Source organism: Ralstonia sp. NFACC01, from assembly GCF_900115545.1.
GTDB classification, from domain to species: Bacteria; Pseudomonadota; Gammaproteobacteria; order Burkholderiales; family Burkholderiaceae; genus Ralstonia; species Ralstonia mojiangensis.
This window is the reverse complement of sequence record NZ_FOWV01000003.1, coordinates 260,908-285,155: the sequence shown is the minus strand read 5'-3', so window position 1 is coordinate 285,155 and position 24,248 is coordinate 260,908. Positions and strand designations below refer to the sequence as shown.

23 protein-coding genes, 3 tRNA genes and 1 pseudogene are annotated in these 24,248 nt (G+C 61.8%); 25 read left to right on the top strand and 2 right to left on the bottom strand.

Features of this window, described 5'->3' with window-relative positions; genetic code table 11:
• Positions 1-170 precede the first annotated feature (170 nt).
• The 20 genes and pseudogenes from plsX to nagZ all read left to right on the top strand — a co-directional run.
• Positions 171-1,166: pseudogene (gene plsX / locus BM136_RS09315) on the top strand (phosphate acyltransferase PlsX); the annotation flags it as partial.
• A 101-nt stretch (positions 1,167-1,267) separates the two neighbouring features.
• Positions 1,268-2,248: a beta-ketoacyl-ACP synthase III gene (locus BM136_RS09310; RefSeq protein WP_092971578.1), complete on the top strand. Its 981-nt coding sequence runs from the start codon at positions 1,268-1,270 to the stop codon at positions 2,246-2,248.
• Positions 2,249-2,280: 32 nt separating this feature from the next.
• A complete protein-coding gene (fabD, locus tag BM136_RS09305; protein ID WP_092971577.1) occupies positions 2,281-3,210 on the top strand; it encodes an ACP S-malonyltransferase in 930 nt (309 codons plus the stop codon).
• 14 nt (positions 3,211-3,224) lie between these two features.
• Positions 3,225-3,974 (top strand): 3-oxoacyl-ACP reductase FabG, encoded by a 750-nt coding sequence (gene fabG, locus BM136_RS09300; protein ID WP_092971576.1) that lies wholly within the window; start codon positions 3,225-3,227, stop codon positions 3,972-3,974.
• 186 nt (positions 3,975-4,160) lie between these two features.
• The gene (gene acpP, locus BM136_RS09295) at positions 4,161-4,400 is read left to right on the top strand and encodes an acyl carrier protein (protein ID WP_004635650.1); all 240 of its coding nucleotides are present in this window, start codon (positions 4,161-4,163) and stop codon (positions 4,398-4,400) included.
• 113 nt (positions 4,401-4,513) lie between these two features.
• Entirely contained in the window at positions 4,514-5,746 is a 1,233-nt protein-coding gene (gene fabF, locus BM136_RS09290) for a beta-ketoacyl-ACP synthase II (RefSeq protein WP_092971575.1), read from the top strand.
• A gap of 600 nt (positions 5,747-6,346) precedes the next feature.
• Positions 6,347-6,946 (top strand): RNA polymerase sigma factor RpoE, encoded by a 600-nt coding sequence (gene rpoE, locus BM136_RS09285; RefSeq protein ID WP_004635646.1) that lies wholly within the window; start codon positions 6,347-6,349, stop codon positions 6,944-6,946.
• Between the two features lie 107 nt (positions 6,947-7,053).
• On the top strand, positions 7,054-7,686 hold the full coding sequence (locus BM136_RS09280; RefSeq protein WP_092971574.1) for a sigma-E factor negative regulatory protein: 633 nt from the start codon (positions 7,054-7,056) through the stop codon (positions 7,684-7,686).
• An 11-nt stretch (positions 7,687-7,697) separates the two neighbouring features.
• Complete coding sequence (locus tag BM136_RS09275) at positions 7,698-8,795, top strand: MucB/RseB C-terminal domain-containing protein (RefSeq protein WP_092971879.1); 1,098 nt, start codon at positions 7,698-7,700, stop codon at positions 8,793-8,795.
• A gap of 82 nt (positions 8,796-8,877) precedes the next feature.
• Complete coding sequence (locus tag BM136_RS09270; RefSeq protein ID WP_092971573.1) at positions 8,878-10,389, top strand: DegQ family serine endoprotease; 1,512 nt, start codon at positions 8,878-8,880, stop codon at positions 10,387-10,389.
• The gene (locus BM136_RS09265) at positions 10,386-10,706 is read left to right on the top strand and encodes a glutaredoxin family protein (protein ID WP_024976101.1); all 321 of its coding nucleotides are present in this window, start codon (positions 10,386-10,388) and stop codon (positions 10,704-10,706) included. The genes BM136_RS09270 and BM136_RS09265 overlap by 4 nt, the downstream gene beginning before the upstream one ends.
• A 174-nt stretch (positions 10,707-10,880) precedes the next feature.
• A complete protein-coding gene (gene lepA / locus BM136_RS09260; protein WP_092971572.1) occupies positions 10,881-12,680 on the top strand; it encodes a translation elongation factor 4 in 1,800 nt (599 codons plus the stop codon).
• A gap of 30 nt (positions 12,681-12,710) precedes the next feature.
• Positions 12,711-13,604 (top strand): signal peptidase I, encoded by an 894-nt coding sequence (lepB, locus tag BM136_RS09255; protein ID WP_092971571.1) that lies wholly within the window; start codon positions 12,711-12,713, stop codon positions 13,602-13,604.
• 62 nt (positions 13,605-13,666) lie between these two features.
• Complete coding sequence (locus BM136_RS09250; protein WP_092971570.1) at positions 13,667-14,035, top strand: DUF4845 domain-containing protein; 369 nt, start codon at positions 13,667-13,669, stop codon at positions 14,033-14,035.
• A gap of 1 nt (position 14,036) precedes the next feature.
• Positions 14,037-14,807, top strand: a complete 771-nt coding sequence (rnc, locus tag BM136_RS09245) for a ribonuclease III (protein WP_024976097.1) — start codon at positions 14,037-14,039, stop codon at positions 14,805-14,807.
• Positions 14,808-14,815: 8 nt separating this feature from the next.
• Positions 14,816-15,754 (top strand): GTPase Era, encoded by a 939-nt coding sequence (gene era / locus BM136_RS09240; RefSeq protein WP_004635627.1) that lies wholly within the window; start codon positions 14,816-14,818, stop codon positions 15,752-15,754.
• A gap of 31 nt (positions 15,755-15,785) precedes the next feature.
• Positions 15,786-16,607, top strand: coding sequence for a DNA repair protein RecO (gene recO / locus BM136_RS09235; RefSeq protein ID WP_045204385.1), 822 nt, complete (start codon positions 15,786-15,788; stop codon positions 16,605-16,607).
• The gene (gene pdxJ / locus BM136_RS09230; protein WP_092971569.1) at positions 16,604-17,395 is read left to right on the top strand and encodes a pyridoxine 5'-phosphate synthase; all 792 of its coding nucleotides are present in this window, start codon (positions 16,604-16,606) and stop codon (positions 17,393-17,395) included. The genes recO and pdxJ overlap by 4 nt, the downstream gene beginning before the upstream one ends.
• A complete protein-coding gene (acpS, locus tag BM136_RS09225; protein WP_092971568.1) occupies positions 17,392-17,835 on the top strand; it encodes a holo-ACP synthase in 444 nt (147 codons plus the stop codon). Before pdxJ ends, acpS begins: the two co-directional genes overlap by 4 nt.
• Complete coding sequence (gene nagZ / locus BM136_RS09220; protein ID WP_092971567.1) at positions 17,832-18,881, top strand: beta-N-acetylhexosaminidase; 1,050 nt, start codon at positions 17,832-17,834, stop codon at positions 18,879-18,881. Before acpS ends, nagZ begins: the two co-directional genes overlap by 4 nt.
• 75 nt (positions 18,882-18,956) lie before the next feature.
• Here the strand turns inward: nagZ and efp are convergent, their stop codons facing one another.
• Together efp and earP are read right to left on the bottom strand one after the other, a co-directional pair.
• A complete protein-coding gene (efp, locus tag BM136_RS09215) occupies positions 18,957-19,526 on the bottom strand; it encodes an elongation factor P (RefSeq protein ID WP_024542043.1) in 570 nt (189 codons plus the stop codon).
• Positions 19,527-19,648: 122 nt separating this feature from the next.
• Positions 19,649-20,842, bottom strand: coding sequence for an elongation factor P maturation arginine rhamnosyltransferase EarP (gene earP / locus BM136_RS09210; protein WP_092971566.1), 1,194 nt, complete (start codon positions 20,840-20,842; stop codon positions 19,649-19,651).
• A gap of 92 nt (positions 20,843-20,934) precedes the next feature.
• On the opposite strand from earP, the gene uvrC reads away from it, so the two are divergent.
• The 5 genes from uvrC (at position 20,935) to BM136_RS09185 (ending at position 24,057) form a co-directional block, all read left to right on the top strand.
• Positions 20,935-22,908, top strand: coding sequence for an excinuclease ABC subunit UvrC (uvrC, locus tag BM136_RS09205; RefSeq protein ID WP_092971565.1), 1,974 nt, complete (start codon positions 20,935-20,937; stop codon positions 22,906-22,908).
• A gap of 67 nt (positions 22,909-22,975) precedes the next feature.
• Entirely contained in the window at positions 22,976-23,551 is a 576-nt protein-coding gene (gene pgsA, locus BM136_RS09200) for a CDP-diacylglycerol--glycerol-3-phosphate 3-phosphatidyltransferase (RefSeq protein ID WP_004635606.1), read from the top strand.
• A 135-nt stretch (positions 23,552-23,686) separates the two neighbouring features.
• Positions 23,687-23,762 (top strand) — tRNA-Gly (locus BM136_RS09195).
• 53 nt (positions 23,763-23,815) lie between these two features.
• Positions 23,816-23,891: transfer RNA gene (locus BM136_RS09190), tRNA-Gly, on the top strand.
• Between the two features lie 92 nt (positions 23,892-23,983).
• A tRNA-Cys gene (locus BM136_RS09185) sits at positions 23,984-24,057 on the top strand.
• Positions 24,058-24,248: the final 191 nt, after the last annotated feature.

Genomic DNA, 24,248 nt, shown 5'->3' with positions numbered 1-24,248 from the left:
GCAAGCGTGTTGGGTTGGTCTGAACGCACAGGTTCATGATGCAAGCAAAAAAGCGGCAAGCCAATTTGCCGCTTTTTTGTTGAGCGAAATTCGGCAATGCGTGTACGGGTTTGTGTACCATACGCGCGCCAACGGCCGGAGCCGCACGTGAAACCGCAACTCAGACTCGCATGACCATCAAGCTTGCCATCGACTGCATGGGTGGTGATCACGGCGTTGGCGTGACAATCCCTGCAGCGATCCATTTTCTCGCCGCACACGAAGACGTCGAAATGCTGCTCGTCGGGCAGCCTGATGCCATTGCGGCGCAGCTCAAGCGACTCCACGCCACCGCGAATCCGCGCGTCCACATCGTTCCCGCCTCCGAGGTGGTGTCGATGGACGATCCGGTTGAGGTGGCGCTGCGCAAGAAGAAAGATTCTTCGATGCGCGTGGCCATCAACCAGCTTAAGGACGGCGCCGCTCAGGCGTGCGTTTCCGCGGGCAATACCGGCGCGTTGATGGCGGTGTCGCGTTACGTTCTCAAGACGCTGGACGGCATCGATCGCCCGGCCATCGCTACCGCCATCCCGAACGAGAAAGGTGCCGGCACCACCGTGCTGGACCTTGGTGCCAACGCCGACTGCGAGCCCGAGCACCTGCTGCAGTTCGCGCAGATGGCCTCGGCGATGGTGTCGGTCGTTGAGCAGAAGCCTCGCCCGACTGTTGGCCTGCTCAACATCGGCGAAGAAGTCATCAAGGGCAACGAGGTCGTCAAGCAGGCGGGTGAGCTGCTGCGCGCTTCCGACCTGAACTTCTTCGGTAACGTTGAAGGCAACGACATCTTCAAGGGCACGACCGACATTGTTGTCTGCGATGGCTTTGTCGGTAACGTGGCGCTCAAGAGCACCGAAGGCCTGGCCAAGATGATCGGTGAGATGCTGCGCCAGGAATTCAGCCGCTCGTGGTTCACAAAGCTGCTCGCCGTCGTGGCGCTGCCAGTGTTGACGCGTTTCAAGCGGCGCGTAGACCATCGGCGCTACAATGGCGCCGCGCTGCTCGGCCTGCGTGGTCTGGTCATCAAGAGCCACGGCTCGGCCGACGCCTACGCGTTCGAATGGGCCATCAAGCGTGCCTATGACGCTGCGGCCAACGGCGTGATCGCCCGCATTGCGCAGGCGTTCGAATCGCACCATGACGCAGCGGGCGCTGCGCCGGTCTCCACTTCCACTCCGGCCGCCGACGCTGCTTGAACGCGTCGCTCCCGAGTCAGATCACCCCACCGCACATGACACGTTTCGCAAGGATCATCGGTACGGGCAGTTACCTGCCGCCCAAGCGGGTTACCAATGACGAACTGGCGGCCCAGTTGGCCGAGAAGGGTATTGAGACGAGCGACGAATGGATCGTCTCGCGCAGCGGCATCCGGGCGCGTCATTTCGCCGAACCTGATGTCACGTGCAGTGACCTCGCAGTAAAGGCGGCCGAGCGCGCGATCGAAGCCGCCGGCATCGATCGTTCCGAGCTCGACCTGATCCTGGTGGCGACGTCCACGCCGGATTTCGTGTTCCCGAGCACGGCGTGCTTGGTGCAGCAAAAGCTTGGTATTACCAACGGCTGCCCTGCGTTCGACGTGCAGGCTGTGTGTTCCGGCTTTGTCTACGCGCTGGCGACCGCCGACAAATTTATCCGCTCGGGCGCGTACCGCAATGTGCTCGTGATTGGTTCGGAAGTCTTCTCGCGCATCATCGATTTCAGCGATCGCACCACTTGCGTCCTGTTTGGCGATGGCGCCGGCGCCGTGGTGCTGCAGGCTTCTGATGAGCCGGGCATCCTGTCGACTGCGTTGCATGCCGACGGAAGCCACGCCAACATCCTATGCGTGCCAGGCAACGTGGCCGCAGGTGCGATCCAGGGTAGCGCCTTCCTGTACATGGATGGTCAGGCTGTCTTCAAGCTGGCCGTCACGGTGCTCGACAAGGTTGCCCGTGAAGCACTGGCGGCCGCGGAGCTCGATGCCTCGCAAGTCGACTGGTTGATTCCGCACCAGGCGAACATCCGCATCATGCAGGGCACGACCAAGAAGCTGGGTCTCTCCAACGAGCGCCTGATCGTGACCGTCGACGAGCACGGCAACACGTCTGCAGCCTCGATTCCGCTAGCGCTCGACGTTGCTGTGCGCGACGGCCGCATTCAGCGCGGTCAGCACGTGATGCTCGAGGGTGTGGGTGGCGGCTTTACCTGGGGCGCCGCGCTGCTGCGCTTCTGATCGACGAATTTCCAGAACGAACAATACGAGCCATGACATTCGCTTTCGTCTTCCCCGGCCAGGGTTCGCAATCGGTCGGCATGCTCAATGCGTTTGCCGATCATCCGGCCGTGGTGGCCACGCTGGCCGAGGCGTCCGACGCGCTGGGCCAGGACATTGGCAAGCTGATTGCCGAAGGCCCGGCTGAAGAGCTGAACCTGACGACCAATACGCAACCCGTCATGCTGACGGCGGCTGTTGCTGTCTATCGAGCATGGCAGGCCGCCGGTGGCCCGACGCCGACCGTCGTGGCCGGCCATAGCCTTGGCGAGTATTCGGCGCTGGTCGCCGCGGGGGCCATCGCGTTCAAAGATGCCGTACCGTTGGTCCGTTTCCGCGCCAAAGCGATGCAGGAAGCGGTGCCGGTGGGCGAGGGCGGTATGGCTGCGATCCTCGGTCTGTCGGACGACGACGTGCGCGCAGCATGCGCCGAAGCTTCGATCGCAGGTGTGGTTGAAGCCGTGAACTTCAACGCGCCGGCCCAGGTGGTGATCGCCGGTGCCAAGGCCGCTGTCGAGAAGGCTTGCGAAATCGCCAAGGCCAAAGGGGCCAAGCGCGCGCTCCCTCTGCCGGTGTCGGCGCCGTTCCACTCGTCGCTGCTCAAGCCAGCGTCGGATCGTCTGCGCGAGTATCTCGCCAACGTGACGGTCAACGCGCCGGTAATCCCCGTTATCAATAACGTGGACGTGGCTGTGGTGAACGACCCGGCTGCAATCAAGGATGCGCTAGTGCGTCAGGCGGCATCGCCGGTGCGCTGGGTTGAGACGGTCCAGAAGATGAAGGCCGACGGCGTTACCCGCGTGGTCGAGTGCGGCCCGGGCAAGGTGCTGGCAGGTCTGGTCAAGCGTATCGACGGCGAGATCGTCGGCGACGCGATCTTCGATCCGGCGTCGCTGGAAGCCGTGCTGGGTCAACTCAAATAATCAACGGGATTCGTATGACCCAAGCATTGAACAATCAGGTTGCTCTCGTTACCGGTGCTTCGCGCGGCATCGGCCGTGCCATTGCCCTGGAACTGGCGCGCCAAGGTGCGACGGTGGTCGGTACGGCCACGTCGGAAGCGGGCGCGCAAGCCATCACCGCGTACTTTGCCGAAGCCGGTGTGAAAGGCTCGGGGGTGGTGCTCAACGTGAATGACGCCGCGCGCTGCGAGGCCGTCATCGACGAAACCATCAAGACGCACGGCGGCCTGAACATTCTTGTCAACAATGCGGGCATCACGCAGGACAATCTGGCGATGCGCATGAAGGACGACGAATGGGTGTCGGTCATCGACACGAACCTCTCCGCTGTGTTCCGTCTGTCGCGTGCTGTGCTGCGCCCGATGATGAAGGCGCGCGGAGGCCGTATTATCAACATCACTTCGGTCGTTGGCTCCGCCGGCAACCCGGGTCAGGCGAACTATGCTGCGGCCAAGGCGGGCGTGGAAGGCATGGCTCGCGCGCTGGCGCGTGAGATCGGCAGCCGTAACATCACGGTCAACTGCATCGCGCCGGGCTTTATCGATACCGACATGACCAAGGTCCTGTCGGAAGAACAGCATACCGCGCTGAAGGCGCAGATTCCGCTGGGCCGCCTTGGCGCGCCTGAAGATATCGCCAGCGCGGTTGCCTTCCTGGCGTCACCGGCGGCGGGCTACATTACGGGCTCGACGCTGCACGTCAACGGCGGCATGTACATGGGATAAGGAAGCCGTCCCGGCGGCGGTCATGCGGGGCTTAGCGCATAAGCAAAATCCTGTGCGATCGCTGATTTAACTGGCTTTTAGCATCATGTTGGGCGCACTTTTTGCATGGATTCCGGCGCGGTTTTTCACCGCGCAAACCTGCTAGAATGCGCGCACTTTTTGTCGAATACTTCCCTGGAGGGTTAAATGGACAACATCGACGCACGCGTTAAGAAGATCGTTGCTGAGCAACTCGGCGTGGCCGAAGCGGACATCAAGAACGAATCGTCGTTCGTGAACGATCTGGGCGCGGATTCGCTCGATACGGTTGAGCTGGTGATGGCTCTGGAAGACGAGTTCGGTATGGAAATCCCGGACGAAGAAGCCGAGAAGATCACCACGGTGCAGCAAGCTATCGATTACGCGACCGCCCACGTCAAGGCGTAAGCGTCAATCGATCTCTTGACATCGCGGGCCACAGAAAGGGCGGTTGTCCGGTTTGACCGGGTGGCGCGTTTTCTGTGGCCTTTGTCGCTGATACAGAGTTGCAGGAAAGCATAGTGAGCCGTCGTCGCGTAGTGGTAACCGGCCTGGGGCTGGTCTCTCCGGTAGGGAACTCGGTCGCCGAGGGGTGGGCCAATCTGGTCGCCGGCAAGTCCGGGATCGCCACCATCACCAAATTCGATCCGTCGAACCTGGCCGTGCATTTCGCTGGCGAGGTGAAGGGTTTCAACGCTGAGGATTACATCCCGGCGAAGGAAGCCCGCAACATGGACACCTTCATCCATTACGGCATTGCTGCCGGCGTGCAAGCGCTGAAGGACAGCGGTCTGGAAGTCACCGAAGCCAATGCGGAGCGTATCGGCGTGTTGGTCGGTTCCGGTATCGGCGGTCTGCCGATGATCGAAGATACGCACCAGACCTACGTCGATCGTGGCCCGCGCCGGATTTCGCCGTTCTTTGTGCCGGGTTCGATCATCAATATGATCTCCGGCCATTTGAGCATCATGTTCGGCTTGAAGGGCCCGAATCTGGCAGCCGTCACGGCTTGCACGACTGGCCTGCACAGCATTGGTCTGGCCGCGCGTCTTATCCAGGCGGGCGATGCTGACGCAATGGTGGCCGGCGGTGCCGAATCGACCGTTTCGCCGCTAGGCATCGGTGGGTTTGCTGCTGCCCGCGCGCTGTCCACGCGCAATGAGGATCCGGCCACCGCGTCGCGCCCCTGGGACAAGGACCGTGACGGTTTCGTCCTGGGCGAAGGTGCAGGTGTGATGGTGTTGGAAGAATACGAGTCGGCCAAGGCACGCGGCGCCACGATCTACGCGGAAGTCGCAGGCTTTGGCATGAGCGGCGACGCGTTCCATATGACGGCGCCGAACATGGACGGCCCGCGCCGCTGCATGCTGAATGCACTGCGCGATGCAGGTATGAATGCGGATCAGGTCCATTACCTGAATGCGCACGGCACCTCCACGCCGCTGGGTGACAAGAACGAATCCGAAGCCATCAAGGCGGCTTTCGGAGATCACGCCGGCAAAGTCGTCGTGAACTCTACCAAATCCATGACCGGCCACTTGCTTGGCGGCGCGGGGGGGCTGGAGTCGGTGTTCACGGTGCTGGCGCTGCACAATCAGGTGTCGCCGCCGACCATCAACATCTTCAACCAGGATCCCGAGTGCGATCTGGATTACTGCGCCAATACCGCGCGTGACATGAAGATCGACGTGGCCGTGAAGAACAACTTCGGCTTCGGCGGGACGAACGGTACGCTGGTGTTTAAGCGCCCGTAAGACAGAGCGGCACGTAGCCTCACGGCGCGTGCCGCTTCGCTTTTGCCTTGGTTATCCAGCACATTGTCTTTCCAGCGTCGTATCGGCGCCTGTGCGCGATCGGCCGGTTTGGCATAGCCGCCCTTGTTTGCTCGGTTGTGCTCTGGGCGATCAAAACATGGGGCGCCGCATTACCTTGGATTACCTGGGGCGCCATCGGCGGGTTGGCGGCGGCCGCGTGTCTGCCGTTGATGGTGAACCGTTCGCCGCTCACAATGGAACTGATGTGGCGCGCTCGTCTCAAAGAAGACGGGGAGCCCGGCCGAGCCGTGTGGCAGGTCCGATGGGAAGCGCCAGAAGCGGTCCAAAATGCGCCTCTGTTATGGTCATGGCCGCTGGGTGAGCGCATCTTGGTCCTCGGGGTCGCACGTCGCGGATGGTGTCCACAGATTTTCGTGCTGATGCCGCCGTGGTTTTCCGCTGGGACGCTACGTCGTATGCGAAGTCTGTTGCGCCTGGGGCCTCCGCGGGTGGTTTCTCAGGTGTCCGGTGTGTCGTAGGTAAAATACAACGTTTCCAAGTCACATAAATTCAAGGCGATACACTGCAGGTGAAGAATCCGTGAGCGAACGCGAAGCCGACCAGATCCTCGTCGAGCGCGTCCAGCAAGGCGACAAGCGAGCGTTTGAGCTACTGGTGGTCAAGTACCATCGGAAGATCATTCGGCTCGTTTCGCGCCTGATCCGTGACCCGGCCGAAGTCGAGGATGTGGCACAGGATGCCTTTATCAAGGCCTACCGTGCGTTGCCCCAATTTCGGGGGGAATCCGCGTTCTATACGTGGTTGTATCGCATCGCCGTCAACACGGCGAAGAATTACCTGGCGACTCAGGGGCGGCGCCCGGAATCGTCCAGCGATATCGACACCGAAGAGGCTGAAACTTTTGCCGACGGCGAGCTACTAAGGGATATCAATACGCCGGACTCCATGCTGCACACCAAGCAGGTGGCCGAAACGGTCAACCGTGCAATGGAAGCGCTGCCCGAAGAATTGCGTACCGCAATCACACTCCGGGAGATCGAGGGTCTGAGCTATGAGGAAATCGCTGAAGCGATGGAATGCCCGATCGGCACGGTCCGGTCCCGCATCTTCCGCGCGCGCGAAGCGATTGCCGAGAAATTGCGCCCCCTGCTGGGAACAGTCGAGGGCAAACGGTGGTAGCCAGCCGATATGACAAGCCGGCGGCCGCATGCGGCTGCAAACGGTGAAACCTCGGGAAGTCTTCTCTCGGATCGTTGATTGGACGTTGGAGTTTTTGGGGTCGGGAAATGGGTCAGGCTCAATTGCAAACGGCAGAAGTGGAGTTCGCACAACGCATCTCTGCCTTGATGGACGGTGAAGTTGCAACGCACGAGGTGTCGTCTGCCGTGGAACTCGCCAAGGATGGCGAAGGCGCGGCGCATTGGCGCGAATATCAATTGATCGGCGACGTGCTCCGGTCGGAAGATCTGCTGAACACGCGTTCCTCTGAAGATTTCTTCAGCCGGTTCTCGGCCAAGCTCGACGCCGAGCCGCATCTCCTGGTGCCGGCTGTAGCGCAGCGTGCCAAGGCCCAAGAGAGGCACCGCTTCCTGGTCAGCCCGGCTTGGGTCCGCCGGATTATGCCTACGACCGCCGTGGCTGCGGCGGTGGCGGCCGTTAGCTGGGTCGTCGTGCCGCAACTGCGCGGTACTGCCGATGGCGTTGATGGTGCCCCCGCATTGGTCGCCAAAGCGACGCAAGCTACCGGTGCACAGGCACTGACCGTGGCGGCCACTGACAATACGCCGATGATCCGCGACGCCCGTCTGGATGAATACCTGAGCGCCCACCGGCAATCAGCAACCAACGGTATGGTGGTTCCGTATCTGCGTGCAGTGGCCAATGGGGTGGCGAACACCCAGGACTCCAATCAGGAATAATGCGGGCATCCATGTCGAAGGTGTGGCACCCCGTTGCCGGGGCAGGCGCCAGCAAGCTGCAGGCCGTTCGTCGGTCGGTTTTTCTTCTTCTGTGTGTTTCGGCGCTGGCGACAGCTGCTCAGCCGCAGCCCGACCCCATGCCGCGCAAGGAGGCTGCCTCCTGGCTGGCCAAAATCCATCGCGCAGCGCTCAAGCAAAACTATGTCGGGACGCTCACGTACCAGCGTGGCACCGGCATGCACTCCACCCGCATCCAGCACTACGCTGATCTTTTCAACAACGAGTACGAGCGCGTCGAAGCGCTGGACGGCAAACAGCGGGAGATGCTGCGCCAGAATGATGTTGTCCGGAACCTGATTTACGACGTCAAACTCGTTGTGACAGAGAAGCAGGAGCACAAGGACAGCTTCCCCGCGCTGCTCGCCACCACCAACGGCGATGTGCTTGATCAATACGACATGCGCCATCTGCCGACCGAGCGCGTGGCAGGCATGGATTGCGAAGTCTTCCAGCTCGATCCGAAGGACGGCTACCGTTATGCCTACCGAATCTGGGCGGAGCGCAACAGTGGTTTGTTGATGCGCGCCCAGACCATTGGTGAAGACGGCAAGGTGCTTGAACAGGTGGCCTTCTCGCAAGTTGAGTTGGGTGTGCCGTCGGAAAAGCAGAAGATCGTCACTGCGCTCAGGAACCTGAACGGCTGGAATCAGTACGAGATCGTGACGCAGCCGACTAATCTGGCCGAGCAAGGCTGGACGATCGGCAGCCCCGTCAAGGGCTTCCAGAAGATCCGTGAGGTGCGCCGTCCGCTGGGCGATATTGCGCCAGCCGGAAAGAACAGTTCTGGTTTCGAGGTCCAGCAAGTCGTGTTTAGCGACGGATTGGCGGGACTGTCGCTCTTTATCGAGCCGGTATCGGAAAAGCGCACGCGTCGCGAAGGCTTTATCTCCCAAGGTGCCACGCATGTGATGGTGCGACGTGTTGCCGATTTCTGGCTTACGGTCGTAGGCGAAGTCCCGTTTGCTACCATCAAGCAGTTTGGCGCAGCAGTCGACTACAAGCCGGTGTCCGCCAACGCGGCCAACAAGCCGGCCAGCGCGCCGCAATAACCAAAAGCCGGCATCTATCTTGGGTGCGCGACGTAGTCGCGCAGTGCCAATTCTCTATCTGTTCTTGTTCCGGGGAGCTTTCATGCGTACCGCTCGATCCGTTCACGCCTTGCGTCTGCTGTGCGTTGCCGCCGCTGTGGCGGTCGGGAGCGCGCTGGCGCCGGCCCACGCACAGAACGCCACGGGTAGCGTGGCCACGGGCACGTATGGCTTGCCTGATTTTGCCGATCTGGTCGAGAAGGTGAGCCCCGCTGTCGTCAACATCCGCACGACCGAAAAGGTTCGTATGCAGCAGGGTGGTCCGAACGATGACGACATGGCCGAATTTTTCCGCCGCTTCTTCGGTGTACCGATGCCGGGCATGCCCGGGCAGGGCCAGAAGCGCCGCAACGCGCCGCCGCAACAGGAAGAGGAGCAGAGCCGCGGTGTCGGTTCCGGCTTCATCATCTCGGGCGACGGCTACATCCTGACCAACGCACACGTGGTGGAAGGCGCGGAAACCATCTATGTCACGCTGATCGACAAGCGCGAATACAAGGCCAAGCTGATCGGCCTGGACAAGCGTACTGACGTGGCGCTCGTCAAGGTCGAAGCGAGTGCGCTGCCGAGCCTGAAGCTCGGTGATTCCGACAAGGTGCGCGTAGGCGAGTGGGTGCTCGCAATCGGCTCTCCGTTTGGGCTGGACAATACGGTGACTGCCGGCATTGTGTCGGCCAAGGGGCGTGATACGGGCGACTACCTGCCGTTCATCCAATCCGACGTGGCCGTCAATCCAGGCAACTCGGGCGGCCCGTTGATCAACCTGCGCGGCGAGGTAATCGGCATCAACAATCAGATCTACAGCCAAAGCGGCGGCTACATGGGCATCTCGTTCTCGATTCCGATCGACGAGGCGATGCGTGTGGCTGAGCAGTTGAAGGCGACAGGACGCGTGACACGTGGTCGCATCGGTGTGGCAATCGATAACGTGCCGAAGGACGCGGCGGAGTCGCTGGGTCTGGGCCGGGCGCGCGGCGCCTATGTCGGCAATGTCGAATCGGGCGGTCCTGCCGACAAGGCAGGCATCGAGGCGGGTGACATCGTCTTGAAGTACAACGGGCGCGATGTCGAGAAGGCGGGTGACCTGCAGCGCCAAGTCGGCGAAACCAAGCCGGGCGCGCGCGCTACCGTGCAGGTCTGGCGCAAGGGCGCAACGCGCGATCTGACCGTGACGGTCGCCGAGTTGCAGGCCGACACGAAGGTGGCGCAGCGCGCCAAGGGCGCGCAGCCTGATAACAGCCAGCAGGGTCCGGGCAAGCCGAATGCGCTGGGGCTGGTGGTGGCTGACCTGTCTGACGGCGCGCGTCGCGAGTTCAAGACCAAGAGTGGCGTTGAAGTGCAGGTCTCTGAAGGGCCGGCGGCGCGCGTCGGCATTCGACCGGGCGACCTGATCCTGCGCGTGGGTGATACCGATGTTGCCAACGCCAAGCAGTTCAACGAGGTGGTCGCCAAGCTCGACAAAAACCGCATGGTGGCCGTGTTTGTACGCCGTGGCGATGCGACCCAGGTGGTGACGCTGCGCCCGAGCGCGGCCCGTTCGGGTAGCGGCCAGTGATCGAGCTGACGCTCTACGGACGCACGTACTGCCACTTGTGCGACGACATGAAGAACGCGCTGGAGCCGCTCCGGCGCGGTTTTTCTTTTGTGCTGCATGAAGTGGACGTCGACAGCGATCCGGCGCTGGAAGCGCGGTTTGACGAATTGGTGCCAGTACTGATGACCGGAGGGCCGGCAGCCTCGCCCCAAGACGTGCGGGAGTTGTGTCACTACTTTCTCGATGTGCCTGCCGTGCAGGCATGGCTTGCAGCGCAGACGGCGCGCGCGCCTGACACAGCGCCCCTGCCGCAAAAAGAGGCGCGGGAAGCCCCCTGAAATCCGGTAAAATCGCCTGTTAGCGCCGATTTTTGCATTGCACGATTTCTGTGTCGCAAGTTCGGCTTGGAACCCAATACCTCCCGCCAGCGCAGCCAATGTGCGCCGGCCATGCCGGAACCGCCTCGCGCTCCCGGCAGACGCGCCCGGGATGGGCGCTTTTCGACGCATTCGATGGACAATATCCGCAATTTCTCGATCATCGCCCACATCGACCACGGCAAATCGACGCTGGCCGATCGCATCATCCAGTTGTGTGGCGGGCTCTCCGACCGCGAGATGGAAGCCCAAGTACTGGACTCGATGGACATCGAGAAGGAACGCGGCATCACCATCAAGGCGCAGACCGCCGCGTTGTCCTACAAGGCACGGGACGGCAAGGTCTATAACCTCAATCTGATCGATACCCCGGGACACGTCGACTTCAGCTACGAAGTCAGCCGCTCGCTGTCCGCGTGCGAAGGTGCTCTGCTGGTGGTCGATGCTTCCCAAGGTGTGGAGGCGCAAACCGTTGCCAACTGTTACACCGCCATCGAGCTGGGCGTGGAAGTGGTGCCGGTGCTCAATAAAATCGACTTGCCTGCGGCTGATCCGGACAACGCGATCCAGGAAATCGAAGACGTCATCGGCATCGACGCGACCGATGCGACGCGCTGCTCAGCCAAGACCGGCGTAGGCGTGGCCGATGTGCTGGAAGCGCTGATTGCCAAGGTGCCGGCGCCCAAGGGTGACCCGGCCGCGCCGCTGCAAGCGCTGATCATCGACTCGTGGTTCGACAACTATGTCGGCGTGGTGATGCTGGTGCGCGTGGTGAACGGCACGCTGCGCGCCAAAGACAAAATTCTGCTGATGGCAACCGGTGCGCAGCACTTGGTGGAGCAGGTGGGCGTGTTCTCGCCGAAGTCCGTGCCGCGGGAATCGCTGTCTGCCGGGCAAGTGGGCTTCGTTATCGCCGGCATCAAGGAATTGAAGGCAGCCAAGGTGGGTGACACCATCACCCACGTGGCACCGCGCAAGGCCGAGGCGCCGCTGCCGGGCTTCAAGGAGGTCAAGCCGCAGGTGTTTGCTGGCCTGTATCCGGTGGAAGCCAACCAGTACGAAGCGCTGCGTGAATCGCTGGAAAAGCTCAAGCTCAATGACGCGTCTCTGCAGTACGAGCCGGAAGTGTCGCAGGCGCTGGGCTTTGGCTTCCGCTGCGGCTTCCTGGGTCTGTTGCACATGGAGATTGTGCAGGAGCGCCTGGAGCGCGAGTTCGACATGGATCTGATTACCACCGCGCCGACGGTGGTCTATCAGGTGCAACTGCGCGACGGCACGATGGTGCAGGTGGAAAACCCCGCCAAGATGCCGGCGGACCCGAGCAAGATCGAGGCGATTCTCGAGCCGATCGTCACGGTCAATCTGTACATGCCGCAGGATTATGTGGGCGCCGTGATCACGCTGTGCGAGCAGAAGCGCGGCTCGCAGATCAACATGAGCTACCACGGCCGCCAAGTCCAGTTGACGTACGAAATCCCGATGGGCGAGATCGTGCTGGACTTCTTCGATCGGCTGAAATCCGTTTCGCGCGGTTATGCGTCGATGGATTACGAGTTCAAGGAATACCGCGTGTCGGACGTGGTCAAGGTCGACATCCTGATCAACGGCGACAAGGTCGATGCGCTGTCCATCATCGTCCACCGTTCAAACAGCACGTACCGTGGCCGTGAAGTGGCCGCCAAGATGCGCGAGATCATTCCGCGCCAGATGTACGACGTGGCAATCCAGGCAGCCATTGGCGCCAACGTGATCGCCCGCGAAAACGTCAAGGCGCTGCGAAAAAATGTGCTGGCCAAGTGCTACGGCGGTGATATCTCGCGCAAGAAGAAGCTCCTCGAAAAGCAGAAAGAGGGCAAGAAGCGCATGAAGCAGGTTGGTACCGTTGAAATTCCGCAAGAGGCTTTCCTAGCCATCCTGCGCGTCGAAGAAAAATAATCCAGACATCGCTCGGACGATCTCTCATCCATGAACTTCGCCCTGATTCTGTTTGTTCTCGTCGTCCTCACCGGCATTGCGTGGGTGGCTGACAAGCTCGTGTTCCAGCGCCAGCGTCAGACGGCTGCGGCCGCGGCACTGGCTGAATTTGATGCGCGTGCGCAGGTGCAGGCGCAGTACGGCGGCGGTGGCGACATCGGTGCCGCGCGTTTGCAACTGGCCGAGGACAAGCTGCGCCAGCCCTGGTGGCTGGAGTACACCGCCAGTTTCTTCCCGGTTATCGCCGCAGTGTTCCTGCTGCGTTCGTTCGTGATCGAGCCGTTCAAGATTCCGTCGGGCTCGATGATTCCGACGCTGCAGATCGGCGATTTCATTCTCGTCAACAAGTACACGTATGGCATTCGTTTGCCGATCGTCAACAAGAAGATCGTCGAGCTGAACCAACCGCAACGCGGCGACGTGATGGTCTTCCGCTATCCGAAAGACGAGTCGATGGATTACATCAAGCGCGTGATCGGCGTGCCCGGTGACGTGGTGAAGTACGACAACAAGCGCCTGACCGTGAATGGCCAACCGGCCACCTACGCACCGCAGTCCGATTACCTCGATGGCGAGCGCCTGACGTACTCGAAGCACTATCAGGAGACGCTCGGCAACGTCACGCACAACATCCTGAACGACGCCGATCGCCCGGCCTATGTCTCTGGCCCGGACGATTTTCCGTTCCGCGAGAACTGCACTTACAATCAGACCGGCTTCACCTGCAAGGTACCTGCAGGTCACTATTTCATGATGGGCGATAATCGCGACAACAGTGCGGACTCCCGTTACTGGGGTTTCGTGCCGGACAAGAACATCGTCGGGAAAGCCTTCTTCATCTGGATGAACCTGGGTGACCTGAAGCGGATCGGTGCTTTCCATTGATCCGATAAGTGACGCAAAAATCTCTTATTGAAACTCGACAATTGCACCACGGGGGAAATGCAATGCGGATTCGTCAGGCCGGTCTGAAACGCCCATCGCGCGGGATTACGATGTTCGGCATCCTGATCGGCATCATTGTGCTGATCACGTTTGTGCTACCGGCCATTCGGTCCGTCCCAAGCCTGATGGAATACCAAGCCATCACGCGCGCCGTCAAGCAGGCACGCGAGCGTGCAAGCACGCGCGAAGAAGTGGCTAACGCCTTTGACAAGCAAGCCGCGATCGACGACATCACGTCGATCAAGGGTGAAGATCTGGAGGTGCTGGACGGCGGTGGGTCCATTCAGGCGGTGCGTTTCTCGTACAAGCGCGAGATCCCGTTGTACGGCCCCATCGGTCTGGTGATCACCTATTCGGGGACCCAGCGTTGACATGAGTTTGGATGCACTACAGCAACGTCTTGGCTACCGCTTCAGCAAACCGGAGTTGCTGCAGCAGGCGCTCACCCATCGCAGCCACAGCGCGATGCACAACGAGCGCCTGGAATTTCTTGGCGATTCAATCCTGAATTGCGCCGTCGCCGACATGCTTTACGGCATGTTTGGCAAGCTGGATGAGGGTGATCTTTCGCGTGTACGGGCGAATCTGGTCAAGCAGCAGGCGCTGTATGAGATCGCGCAGATGTTGCTGCTGCCCGATGCCCTGCGTTTGGGCGAAGGCGAATTGAAAAGCGGTGGCTTCCGCCGGCCTTCCATCCTAGCTGATGCGCTCGAAGCGATTTTCGGGGCGGTGTTCCTCGACGGCGGCTTCGATGCTGCCCGCACGCTGATTCGCAAGCTTTATATCCCGATCCTTGAACAGGTCGACCCGCGCACGCTCGGCAAGGATGCTAAGACGCTGTTGCAGGAGTACCTCCAAGGTCACAAGATTGCGTTGCCGCTGTATACGGTGGTTGCCACCCACGGCGCGGCGCATAATCAGCAATTCGAGGTCGAGTGCTCGATTCCGAAGCTAGAGATTCGCGTCTCCGGCAGCGGGGCATCGCGGCGCGCGGCCGAACAATCGGCGGCCAAGCTGGCTCTGGATGAAGCGCATCGCCTGGTGCCGCAGCTCGTCAAGCGCAGCCGCGCCGAGCGTACCGGCAAGACGCGCAAGCAGGCTACGCCGCCCGATCCGCAGTTGTCTCTCAGGTTGAAGGAATAATCAGGTAAATGAGCGACACCCCATTGCAGCCTCCGCAGCCAGAATCTGGTGTGCCGGAGGGGTTCCGCTGCGGCATGGTCGCCATTGTTGGGCGGCCGAACGTCGGCAAATCCACGCTGATGAACGCCCTCGTGGGCCAGAAAGTCAGCATCACATCGCGCAAGGCGCAGACCACGCGCCACCGCATCACCGGCATTCAGACGACCGATGACGCCCAGTTCGTCTTCGTCGATACGCCGGGCTTTCAGACACGTCACGCCACGGCGCTGAACCGCTCGCTGAACCGCGCAGTCACCTCCACGCTTACGTCAGTGGATGCCGTGCTGTTCGTGGTTGAAGCCGGCCGCTATGGCCCGGACGACGAGAAGGTGCTCTCGCTGCTGCCGCGCGAGACGCCCGTGATCCTGATCGTCAACAAGGTCGACAGGCTCGACGCGTACACGCGCGCCGAGATGGTCGCCGTGTTCCTGCAGGACATGGCACAGGTGTTTCCGTTTGCCGAAATCGTGCCGATGTCGGCGAAGAACCGCGACGACATCGACCGCTTGCTCGGCATCGTGCGCCCGTATCTGCCAGAAGGCGAACCGATGTACGACCCGGAAGCGCTGACCGATCGCAGCGAGCGCTTCCTGGCCGCAGAAATTGTTCGCGAGAAGGTCTTCCGCTGGACCGGCGACGAATTGCCGTATTCCAGCACCGTCATCGTCGACAAATTCGAGACCGAAGGCCGCCTGCGCCGCGTATTCGTGACCATTCTGGTCGACCGCGACGCGCACAAGGCAATGATCATTGGTGCGAAGGGCGCCAAGCTCAAGCAGATCTCTACCGAAGCCCGCATGGACATGGAAAAACTGTTCGACGGCAAGGTGTATCTGGAGGTCTGGATCAAGGTCAAGAGCGGTTGGGCCGACAACGAAGCCGGCCTGCGCGCCTACGGCTACGAGTAACCACTCAGCCGGGCCACTCTACACACGCTCGATGGCGGGACGATCCGATCCGATTCCGGACGAGGCCGCGGAATGGCTCGCCGAGGAAAGCGTAGCCGGCGCCGCGCCGCGCAAGAGCTTTCCTGCCGGGCGTTCCGAAACACGCGTTGCTGCGCAGCCGGCCTTCGTGCTGCACAGTTATCCGTATCGGGAAACCAGCCTCATCATCGACGTATTCACGCCGGACTACGGGCGCATGGCGCTGGTCGCCAAGGGGGCCAAGCGACCGCATTCGGCCCTGCGCGCGGTGCTGCAGACGTTCCAGCCGCTGTCGCTTTCCTGGAGCGGGCGCGGTGATGTGCGTACGCTGACCCGCGCCGAGTGGGTCGGCGGCATGCTGCCACTGGGCGGGGAGGGGCTGCTATCCGGTTTCTATCTGAACGAACTGCTTGTCAAGTTCGTCGCCCGCGAAGATGGCCACCCGGTGCTGTTCGCGCATTACGTCGAAACACTCAACAAGCTTGCTCATGGTGAACCCGCGGCCTTCACGCTACGCGCGTTCGAACGTGTGTTGCTACGTGAGACTGGCTTCGCTGCGCGGCTCGACCGCTGCATCGACGGGGAGCCGGTGCAAGCCGACGCCGAATACGTCTATCACCCAGAGCGCGGCATCCGGCGGACGCTGCCGAGTGATCCGTCGTCCTGGCCTGTTTTGCGGGGCCAGACGCTGATCGACATGGAACACGACGATTACGCTTCTCGCCCAACGACCGCGCAGCAAAGCCGCAGCCTGATGCGTTTCCTGCTGCATTATCATTTGCACGGCACGCCGCTTTCGACGCGCCAGATCCTGATCGACTTGCAGAAACTATGATCTTTCATGCCTCGCCGGGAATCATCGACCTGGGCATCAACATCGACCACGTCGCCACGCTGCGCAACGCGCGCGGCACCACGTATCCGGACCCGATCGCTGCGGCGCTGCTGGCTGAAGAAGCCGGCGCCGATCTCATCACCTTGCACCTGCGCGAAGATCGCCGCCACATCAAGGACGCCGATGTGCGCGCGCTGCGACCGCAGCTGCGCACGCGCATGAATCTGGAGTGCGCGGTCACGCAGGAGATGCTCGACATCGCGTGCGACGTCGGCCCGCAGGATGTCTGCCTCGTGCCCGAGCGCCGTCAGGAAGTGACCACCGAAGGCGGGCTGGACGTGGTGGGTGGTTTTGCCAAGGTGCAGGCCGCTTGTAAGCAACTGGCCGATGCGGGCATTCGCGTGTCGCTGTTCATCGATCCGGATGCGGCGCAGATCGAGGCCGCTGCAGCTGCCGGCGCCCCCGTCATCGAACTGCACACGGGCCGCTATGCCGAAGCGACAGACGATGCCGAGTTGCGGGCAGAACTTGTCCGCATCGAAACCGCGGTGGAAGAGGGCATCCGCTGGGGCGTGCGCGTGAATGCGGGCCACGGTCTCCACTACACGAACGTGCAGCCGATTGCCGCCATCGCAGGCATTCACGAACTCAACATCGGCCACGCCGTCGTTGCGCATGCGGTGTTTGCCGGCTGGCAGAACGCGGTGCGCGAGATGAAGGCGATCATGGTTGCGGCACGGTTGTCGTCCACGACGCCGGCCGCCGCACACCCGGGCCTGCCTGTATGAACGAACGGGCCGCAGCCACCTCAGCGTCCGGTGCGATTTACGGCATCGGCACCGACATCATCCAGATCGAGCGCGTCGAAGGCGTGATGCAGCGGACCAACGGCCGCTTTGCCGAGAAGGTGCTTGGGCCTGATGAGCTGCGTGTCTATCATGCCCGCAAGGCTCGCTCCGAGCGGCGTGGCCTCGCGTTTCTTGCCACGCGCTTTGCCGCCAAGGAAGCCGTGTCCAAGGCCATCGGACTCGGCATGCGCTGGCCGATGACATGGCGTGCGGTACAGACGCTAAATTTGCCGTCCGGCCAACCTGTGGTGCGCTACAGCGGCGAATTGGCCGACTGGATTGCGCAGCACAGCCTTCATATCCAGATCAGTGTGACGGACGAGCGCGACTACGCAGTTGCCTTCGCCGTCGCCGAGTTGCAAACGAAATCCTCCGCATGACTCAAACCAAGAAACAGAAGCGCCCCGGCCCGATCGTTCTGGATGTTGCCGGCCTGGAACTGGGCCCCGACGATGTTCGGCGCATTGCCCATCCGTTGACGGGCGGTGTGATCCTGTTTGCGCGCAACTTTGAATCGCGCGCGCAATTGACGGCGCTTACGCAGGCCATTCGCGCGATTCGCAACGACGTGCTCATTTGCATCGACCACGAAGGCGGTCGCGTGCAACGCGCCAAGACCGACGGTTTTACGCACCTGCCGGCCATGGGGGCGCTGGGCAAGCTTTGGGACACCGACGTGCTGGCCGCCACGCGCGCTGCCACCGCTTGCGGCTATGTGCTGGCCGCTGAACTGCGCGCGTGCGATATCGACCTCAGCTTCACGCCCGTGCTCGATCTGGACTACGGCAGCAGCAGCGTGATCGGCGATCGCGCGTTCCATCGCGACCCGCGCGTGGTCACGATGCTCGCCAACCATCTGACGCTGGGCTTGCGCCTGGCCGGCATGTCCAATTGCGGCAAGCATTTCCCCGGCCACGGCTACGTCCAGGCCGATTCGCACATCGCCGTGCCGGTGGACGAGCGCCCGCTGGAGGCCATCCTCGCAGACGACGCGCAGCCCTACGGCTGGATGGGAATCGGCCTGCAGTCGGTGATGCCGGCACACGTGATTTATTCGGCGGTCGATCCGAATCCGGCGGGCTTCTCTCGCTTCTGGCTGCAGGACATGCTGCGGGCGCATTTCAACTTTGACGGCGTGATCTTCAGCGATGACCTGAGCATGGAGGGCGCGAGCGTTGCTGGCACGGTCGTCGACGGTGCGCGAGCGGCGCTCACGGCCGGCTGCGACATGGTGCTGATCTGCAATGCACCGGAAAAGGCCGATCAACTGCTTGGCGAATTGGATGTGCCGATGGGCAAGGCGTCGCAGCGGCGCGTGCGGCGGTTGTTTGGCGGTCGCGCCGTGAAGGACTGGGCGAAGCTGCAGCAACAATCGGCTTATAAGCAGGCGCTGCGTACGTTACGCGAGGCAAAACTCATCAAGTAGCCTCGAAACGCCAAGAAGTCTGCTCGAAAAAGAAAAGGCTCCCGAGGGAGCCTTTCTTCTTGCTGCGACGCCAGCTTACTTGGCGCGGCTGCGGTACTCGTCGGTGCGCGTGTCGATTTCGATCTTCTCGCCGATGTTGCAGAACAGCGGGACCATGATCGTGAATTCTTCGTTGTCGTTGATGCGAGCCGCCTTCAGAACCTTGCCCGACGACGTGTCGCCCTTGACGGCCGGTTCGGTGTAGACGATTTCGCGAACGACCGTCGTCGGCAGTTCCACCGAGATAGCGTTCTCGTTGTAGAACGTCACCTCGACCTTCATGCCGTCTTGCAGGTAGTTCAGCGCGCTGCCCATGGCCGCAGGCTCAACGTTGTACTGTTCATAGGTGACCGGGTCCATGAACACGTACATCGTGCCGTCGAAGTAGGAGTACTCGGCTTCCTTCTTCTCGAGGATGACTTGGTCCATCTTGTCGTCGGCGTTGAACACCGATTCGCCGCCTGCACCCGTCAGCAGGTTCTTGTACTTCATCTTGACGACGGCGCCCGAACGGCCCGAACGGCTGTACTCGGTCTTGAGAACGACCATTGCGTCGTTGCCGATCATGAACACGTTGCCAGCGCGGAGTTCCTGCGCGATTTTCAAAGCCATTTCACATTTCCTGAGAGTAAGAGGGTTCGATGCGCGCCAAGCAACGAAGCACCGCGCGATACCCTCCGGGCCGCGCGAACCAGGTCAGAGCCGGGGGTCGCATACAGATCAGCCCGCTATTTTACCTGTTTTTCGCAAAAAGCCACCAAATTCGCGGCGAGATCGCCTAGTTGCATCAAGCTTTGCTCCCACGTGACGGCTCGTACGCGCAGGCGCTCCGCGGTGCCCGCAAAGTCCGCCCAGTTGAGTGACGCCGGCGCACCATTCCAGGCGTGCCAGAAAGCAATGAGCGCCTTGGCGTCAGCCTCTGCCAGAGCGGCGGTATAGCGCGCCAGAAAGGCGTCCAGCTTCGTGAGGTGCACGTCGTCGCTTTGAGGGTAGATGTGCCAAACAAAAGGCTTCAGCGCCCATTGGGCGCGCACGAATGAGTCTTCTCCGCGCACGAAGTTGATATCGCAAGCCCAGAGGAGCGGGTCGTAATGCTCCTGTGGCACGAATGGCACGACGGCTACGCTCAGGTTGCCGCGCGTCCACCGCGCGCCTGTCTGGGCGCCACTGCCGTCACTCAAAAGCTCGGCGATTTGCCTGGCAGCCAAGCCCTCTGGAACTAGGCAGATGACCGGCTGTGGCGCTGCTGCCCACTGAGCGACCAGCGTTGGCAGCGCCGGGTTGGCATAGGCGAACAGGCTCACTCGCAGGGCGTCAGGGCTGTCGCGCATCAGGTCGTCGACGCCGAGGCGGTGCCACAACGCCTGGTGGGCGGCGGGGCTTGCCTCGAACGTCTTGCGTTGGGCGCCAAGATGCGATTCCCGCAGTACGCCGCCGGTGTTGCGTGCAAAGCCGGGGAAGAAGAAATGTTTGACCAGCGGCAACCGCATATGTGGCGACTGCATCGCGTGGTGCTCGGCCACCCAGTTTTCGGCGCTCAGGTATTCGAGGTTGATCCAGACCGGCGCCGATCCTTGGGATGCCCGCTCGGCCATGAGCGTCAGCATGGGCTCAGGGACGGCGCATGCGAAGGCGCCGACCACCACGTCATGCAGCGCGGGGTGTGCATCCGCAGCGAGCAGGCTGGCGACCTGCGCATCGTCAGCCCAGTGGCGAATATCTACGCCCGAGACGCGCTGCGCCTCGGCCTTTGCGTCAACAGCGGGGCAGATCTTTTCGAACGAGCGGAGATCGTCGACCCACAGGCGGACGGTGTGGCCGTGCTCTTGTACAAGCTGACGGGCCAGGCGCCAGCAGACGCCGATGTCCCCGTAATTGTCGACGACGCGGCAAAAGAGATCCCAGGATGTGATGGTGCGCATGCAGGAAGGCGAGTCGGGCAACGAAGAGGAGCGGGCCGACATTGTAGTCGGCAGCTTGTTCTACACTGACGGCCTCTGACCCAGCGAACGCCATGTCGTCCGACCCCACGCAACCCCAGCCCCCCGAGACGCCCGAGAGCGTCGAGCCCTGCGCGCCCGCGAACGTGCCCGAATTCGACGCGAAAGCGCATATCGCGCGCTTGCCGAACCTGCCGGGCGTGTATCGCTACTTTGATGCGCAGGGCAACGTGCTCTATGTGGGCAAGGCACGCGACCTCAAGAAGCGCGTGTCGAGCTACTTCAACAAAACGCTGCTTTCGCCGCGCATCGCGATGATGGTGGCGAAGATCGCGCGCATCGACACCACGGTCGTGCGCAGCGAGGCCGAAGCGCTACTGCTCGAGAACAACCTCATCAAAGCGCTGGCGCCCCGCTACAACATCCTGTTTCGCGACGACAAGTCGTATCCGTATCTGAAGCTCACGCAGCACGCGTATCCGCGCATGGCGTATTACCGCGGCGCGACCGATCGCAGGCATCAGTATTTCGGCCCATTCCCGAGTGCGCATGCGGTGCGTGAGAGCATGCAGATTCTGCAGAAGGTGTTCCAGCTCCGCACGTGCGAAGACACCGTCTTCAACAACCGGACGCGGCCCTGCCTGCTGCATCAGATCCATCGCTGCAGCGGCCCGTGCGTGCAGGCGATCAGCGCAGAGGATTACGCGCGTGACGTCGCCAACGCCGCCGGTTTCCTGCAGGGCCGGCAGGACGAGGTCATGCAGACGTTGCAGGACAAGATGCAGCGCTACGCTGAATCGCTGGAGTTCGAGCAGGCCGCCATCGTGCGCGACCAGATCGGCGCATTGTCGACGGTGCTCAAGCAGCAGTCGGTGGAGGAGGTGGGCCACGCCAGCGACATCGACATCCTGGCGGTTGCCATCAAGGGCGGCCACGCGTGCGTGAACCTCGCGATGGTGCGCGGCGGGCGCCATCTGGGTGACAAAGCTTACTTCCCTACGCATGTTGAAGAGGGCGCCGCCATTGTCGGCGTGGATGTGGAAGCCGATGGTGAGACTGCGGCAGAAACATCACGCGATGCCGAACGCATGGCCAGCGACATCCTCGAAGCCTTCGTCGCGCAGCACTATCTCGATCAGTTTGTGCCGCCGGTGCTGGTGGTCAGCCATCAGATTCACGCAACCGAGTTGATCGACGCGCTGGCCGAGCAGGCCGGGCGCCGCGTTTCGGTTGTGCGTCAGCCGCAGGGCGGGCGCCGCGCGTGGCTGGAGATGGCGGAGAAGGGTGCCGAGCTGTCGCTGATGCGTCGCCTTTCCGAGCAAGGCAGCCAGCAGGCCCGCACACTTGCGCTGGCCGAGACCATCGGCATTGATCTCGAAGACCTCGCCGCGCTGCGGGTCGAGTGCTTTGACATCAGCCACACCGCCGGCGAAGCCACGCAGGCCTCGTGCGTGGTCTTTCACAGCCACGCCATGCAAAACAGCGAATACCGCCGCTATAACATCCAGGACATCACTCCGGGCGACGACTACGCGGCCATGCGGCAAGTCCTCACGCGCCGCTACCAGAAGATCGTCGAGCAGGCTGGCGAAGACACCCCCAACATGCCAAGCATTGTGCTGATCGACGGCGGCAAGGGACAGGTGGAAGTCGCGCGCCAGGTCTTTGAGGAGCTTGGGCTGGATATTGGGTTGCTCGTCGGCGTGGCCAAGGGCGAGGGGCGCAAGGTCGGCCTGGAAACGCTCATCTTTGCCGATGGTCGCCCGTCACTGGAGTTAGGTCAGGGCAGCGCTGCACTGATGCTTGTCGCGCAGATTCGAGATGAAGCGCACCGCTTTGCCATCACCGGCATGCGTGCCAAGCGGGCCAAGGCGCGCAATACGTCGAGGCTGGAAGAGATCGAAGGCATCGGCGCCAAGCGCCGGCAGCGGTTGCTGGCGCGCTTCGGCGGCCTGCGTGGTGTGCTGGCAGCGAGCGTCGCCGAACTCGCCACGGTGGAAGGTATCTCGCAGACCCTGGCCGAAGAAATCTACCGTCAGCTGCATTGATCGGCGACAATGCCCCATCTTGTCGCGTCGGTTTGCGCTTGCGCGGCGGTTGTCCTCTCGATTTGCCATGCCCTTCAACTTCCCGATCCTCCTGACCTGGTTGCGTGTGGCCATGATCCCGCTGGTGGTGGGCGTGTTCTACGTGCCGGACACCTGGATGGCACTGCCCGCCAAGAACCTCACGGCCGCGGTGTTCTTCATCGTTGCAAGCCTCACCGATTGGTTCGACGGCTTTCTTGCTCGCCGCTGGAACCAGACGTCCGCTTTCGGGGCCTTCCTCGATCCGGTCGCCGACAAGCTGATGGTGGCCGCCGCGCTGCTGGTGCTGCTGTCATTGGGCCGTGTCTCGGACGTCATCGCACTCGTCATCATTGGCCGTGAGATCACCATCTCCGCACTGCGTGAGTGGATGGCGCAAATTGGCGCGTCGAAGAGCGTGGCCGTCAACTTCCTCGGCAAGCTCAAGACAACCTTCCAGATGATCGCGATTCCGTTGCTGCTGTTCGAGGGCCGCCTGTTCGGCATGATCGACGCGCAGGTGTGGGGCACGTGGCTGATTTACGTGGCGGCGGTGCTCACGCTGTGGTCGATGGCGTACTACATGAAGCTCGCCTGGCCACAGATTCGCGAGCGCGCAAAATGAGCCTGTAAAAACTCTTGCGCAAAACTGTTGACGAGGACGATCTTTCTTTGCCATAATTTCGTTCTCGCGTTGCAGTGATGTGACGCAAACGGTCTGGCAGCACAAAGGTTGTACGGCAGTGCTGATAGCCAAAATGCGGGAATAGCTCAGTTGGTAGAGCGCAACCTTGCCAAGGTTGAGGTCGCGAGTTCGAGCCTCGTTTCCCGCTCCAGTTTGAAATGTGTGGCCGTGTTGATGTGATGGCGCGGCGGCATAACCGGTTACGCGGGAATAGCTCAGTTGGTAGAGCGCAACCTTGCCAAGGTTGAGGTCGCGAGTTCGAGCCTCGTTTCCCGCTCCAATCCCGAAGGGAAGCCTTGCTTCCCTTTTTCTTTATCGGCACGGCAAACACGCGGTTCTTCGTGAATTGCTACAATGCGGTGCTGAGCCCCTGGCGGGGTAGCAAAGTGGTTATGCAGCGGCCTGCAAAGCCGTGTACGCCGGTTCGATTCCGGCCTCCGCCTCCAGAATGAAAAAAGCCCCGACTGGTTCGGGGCTTTTTGTTTTTGCATCGTGCACGATGCGCTTGCTTCGGCCTAACGTCTCCGTCCTGCATTCCTTAGTTTGGACAGCGCGCCGCCGCAGCGTTGGCGCAGATCCAGACGGCATTGCCAAGCAATCCCTCCTCGGTTAAGTGGTTGCATGAAAAAACTGGTTT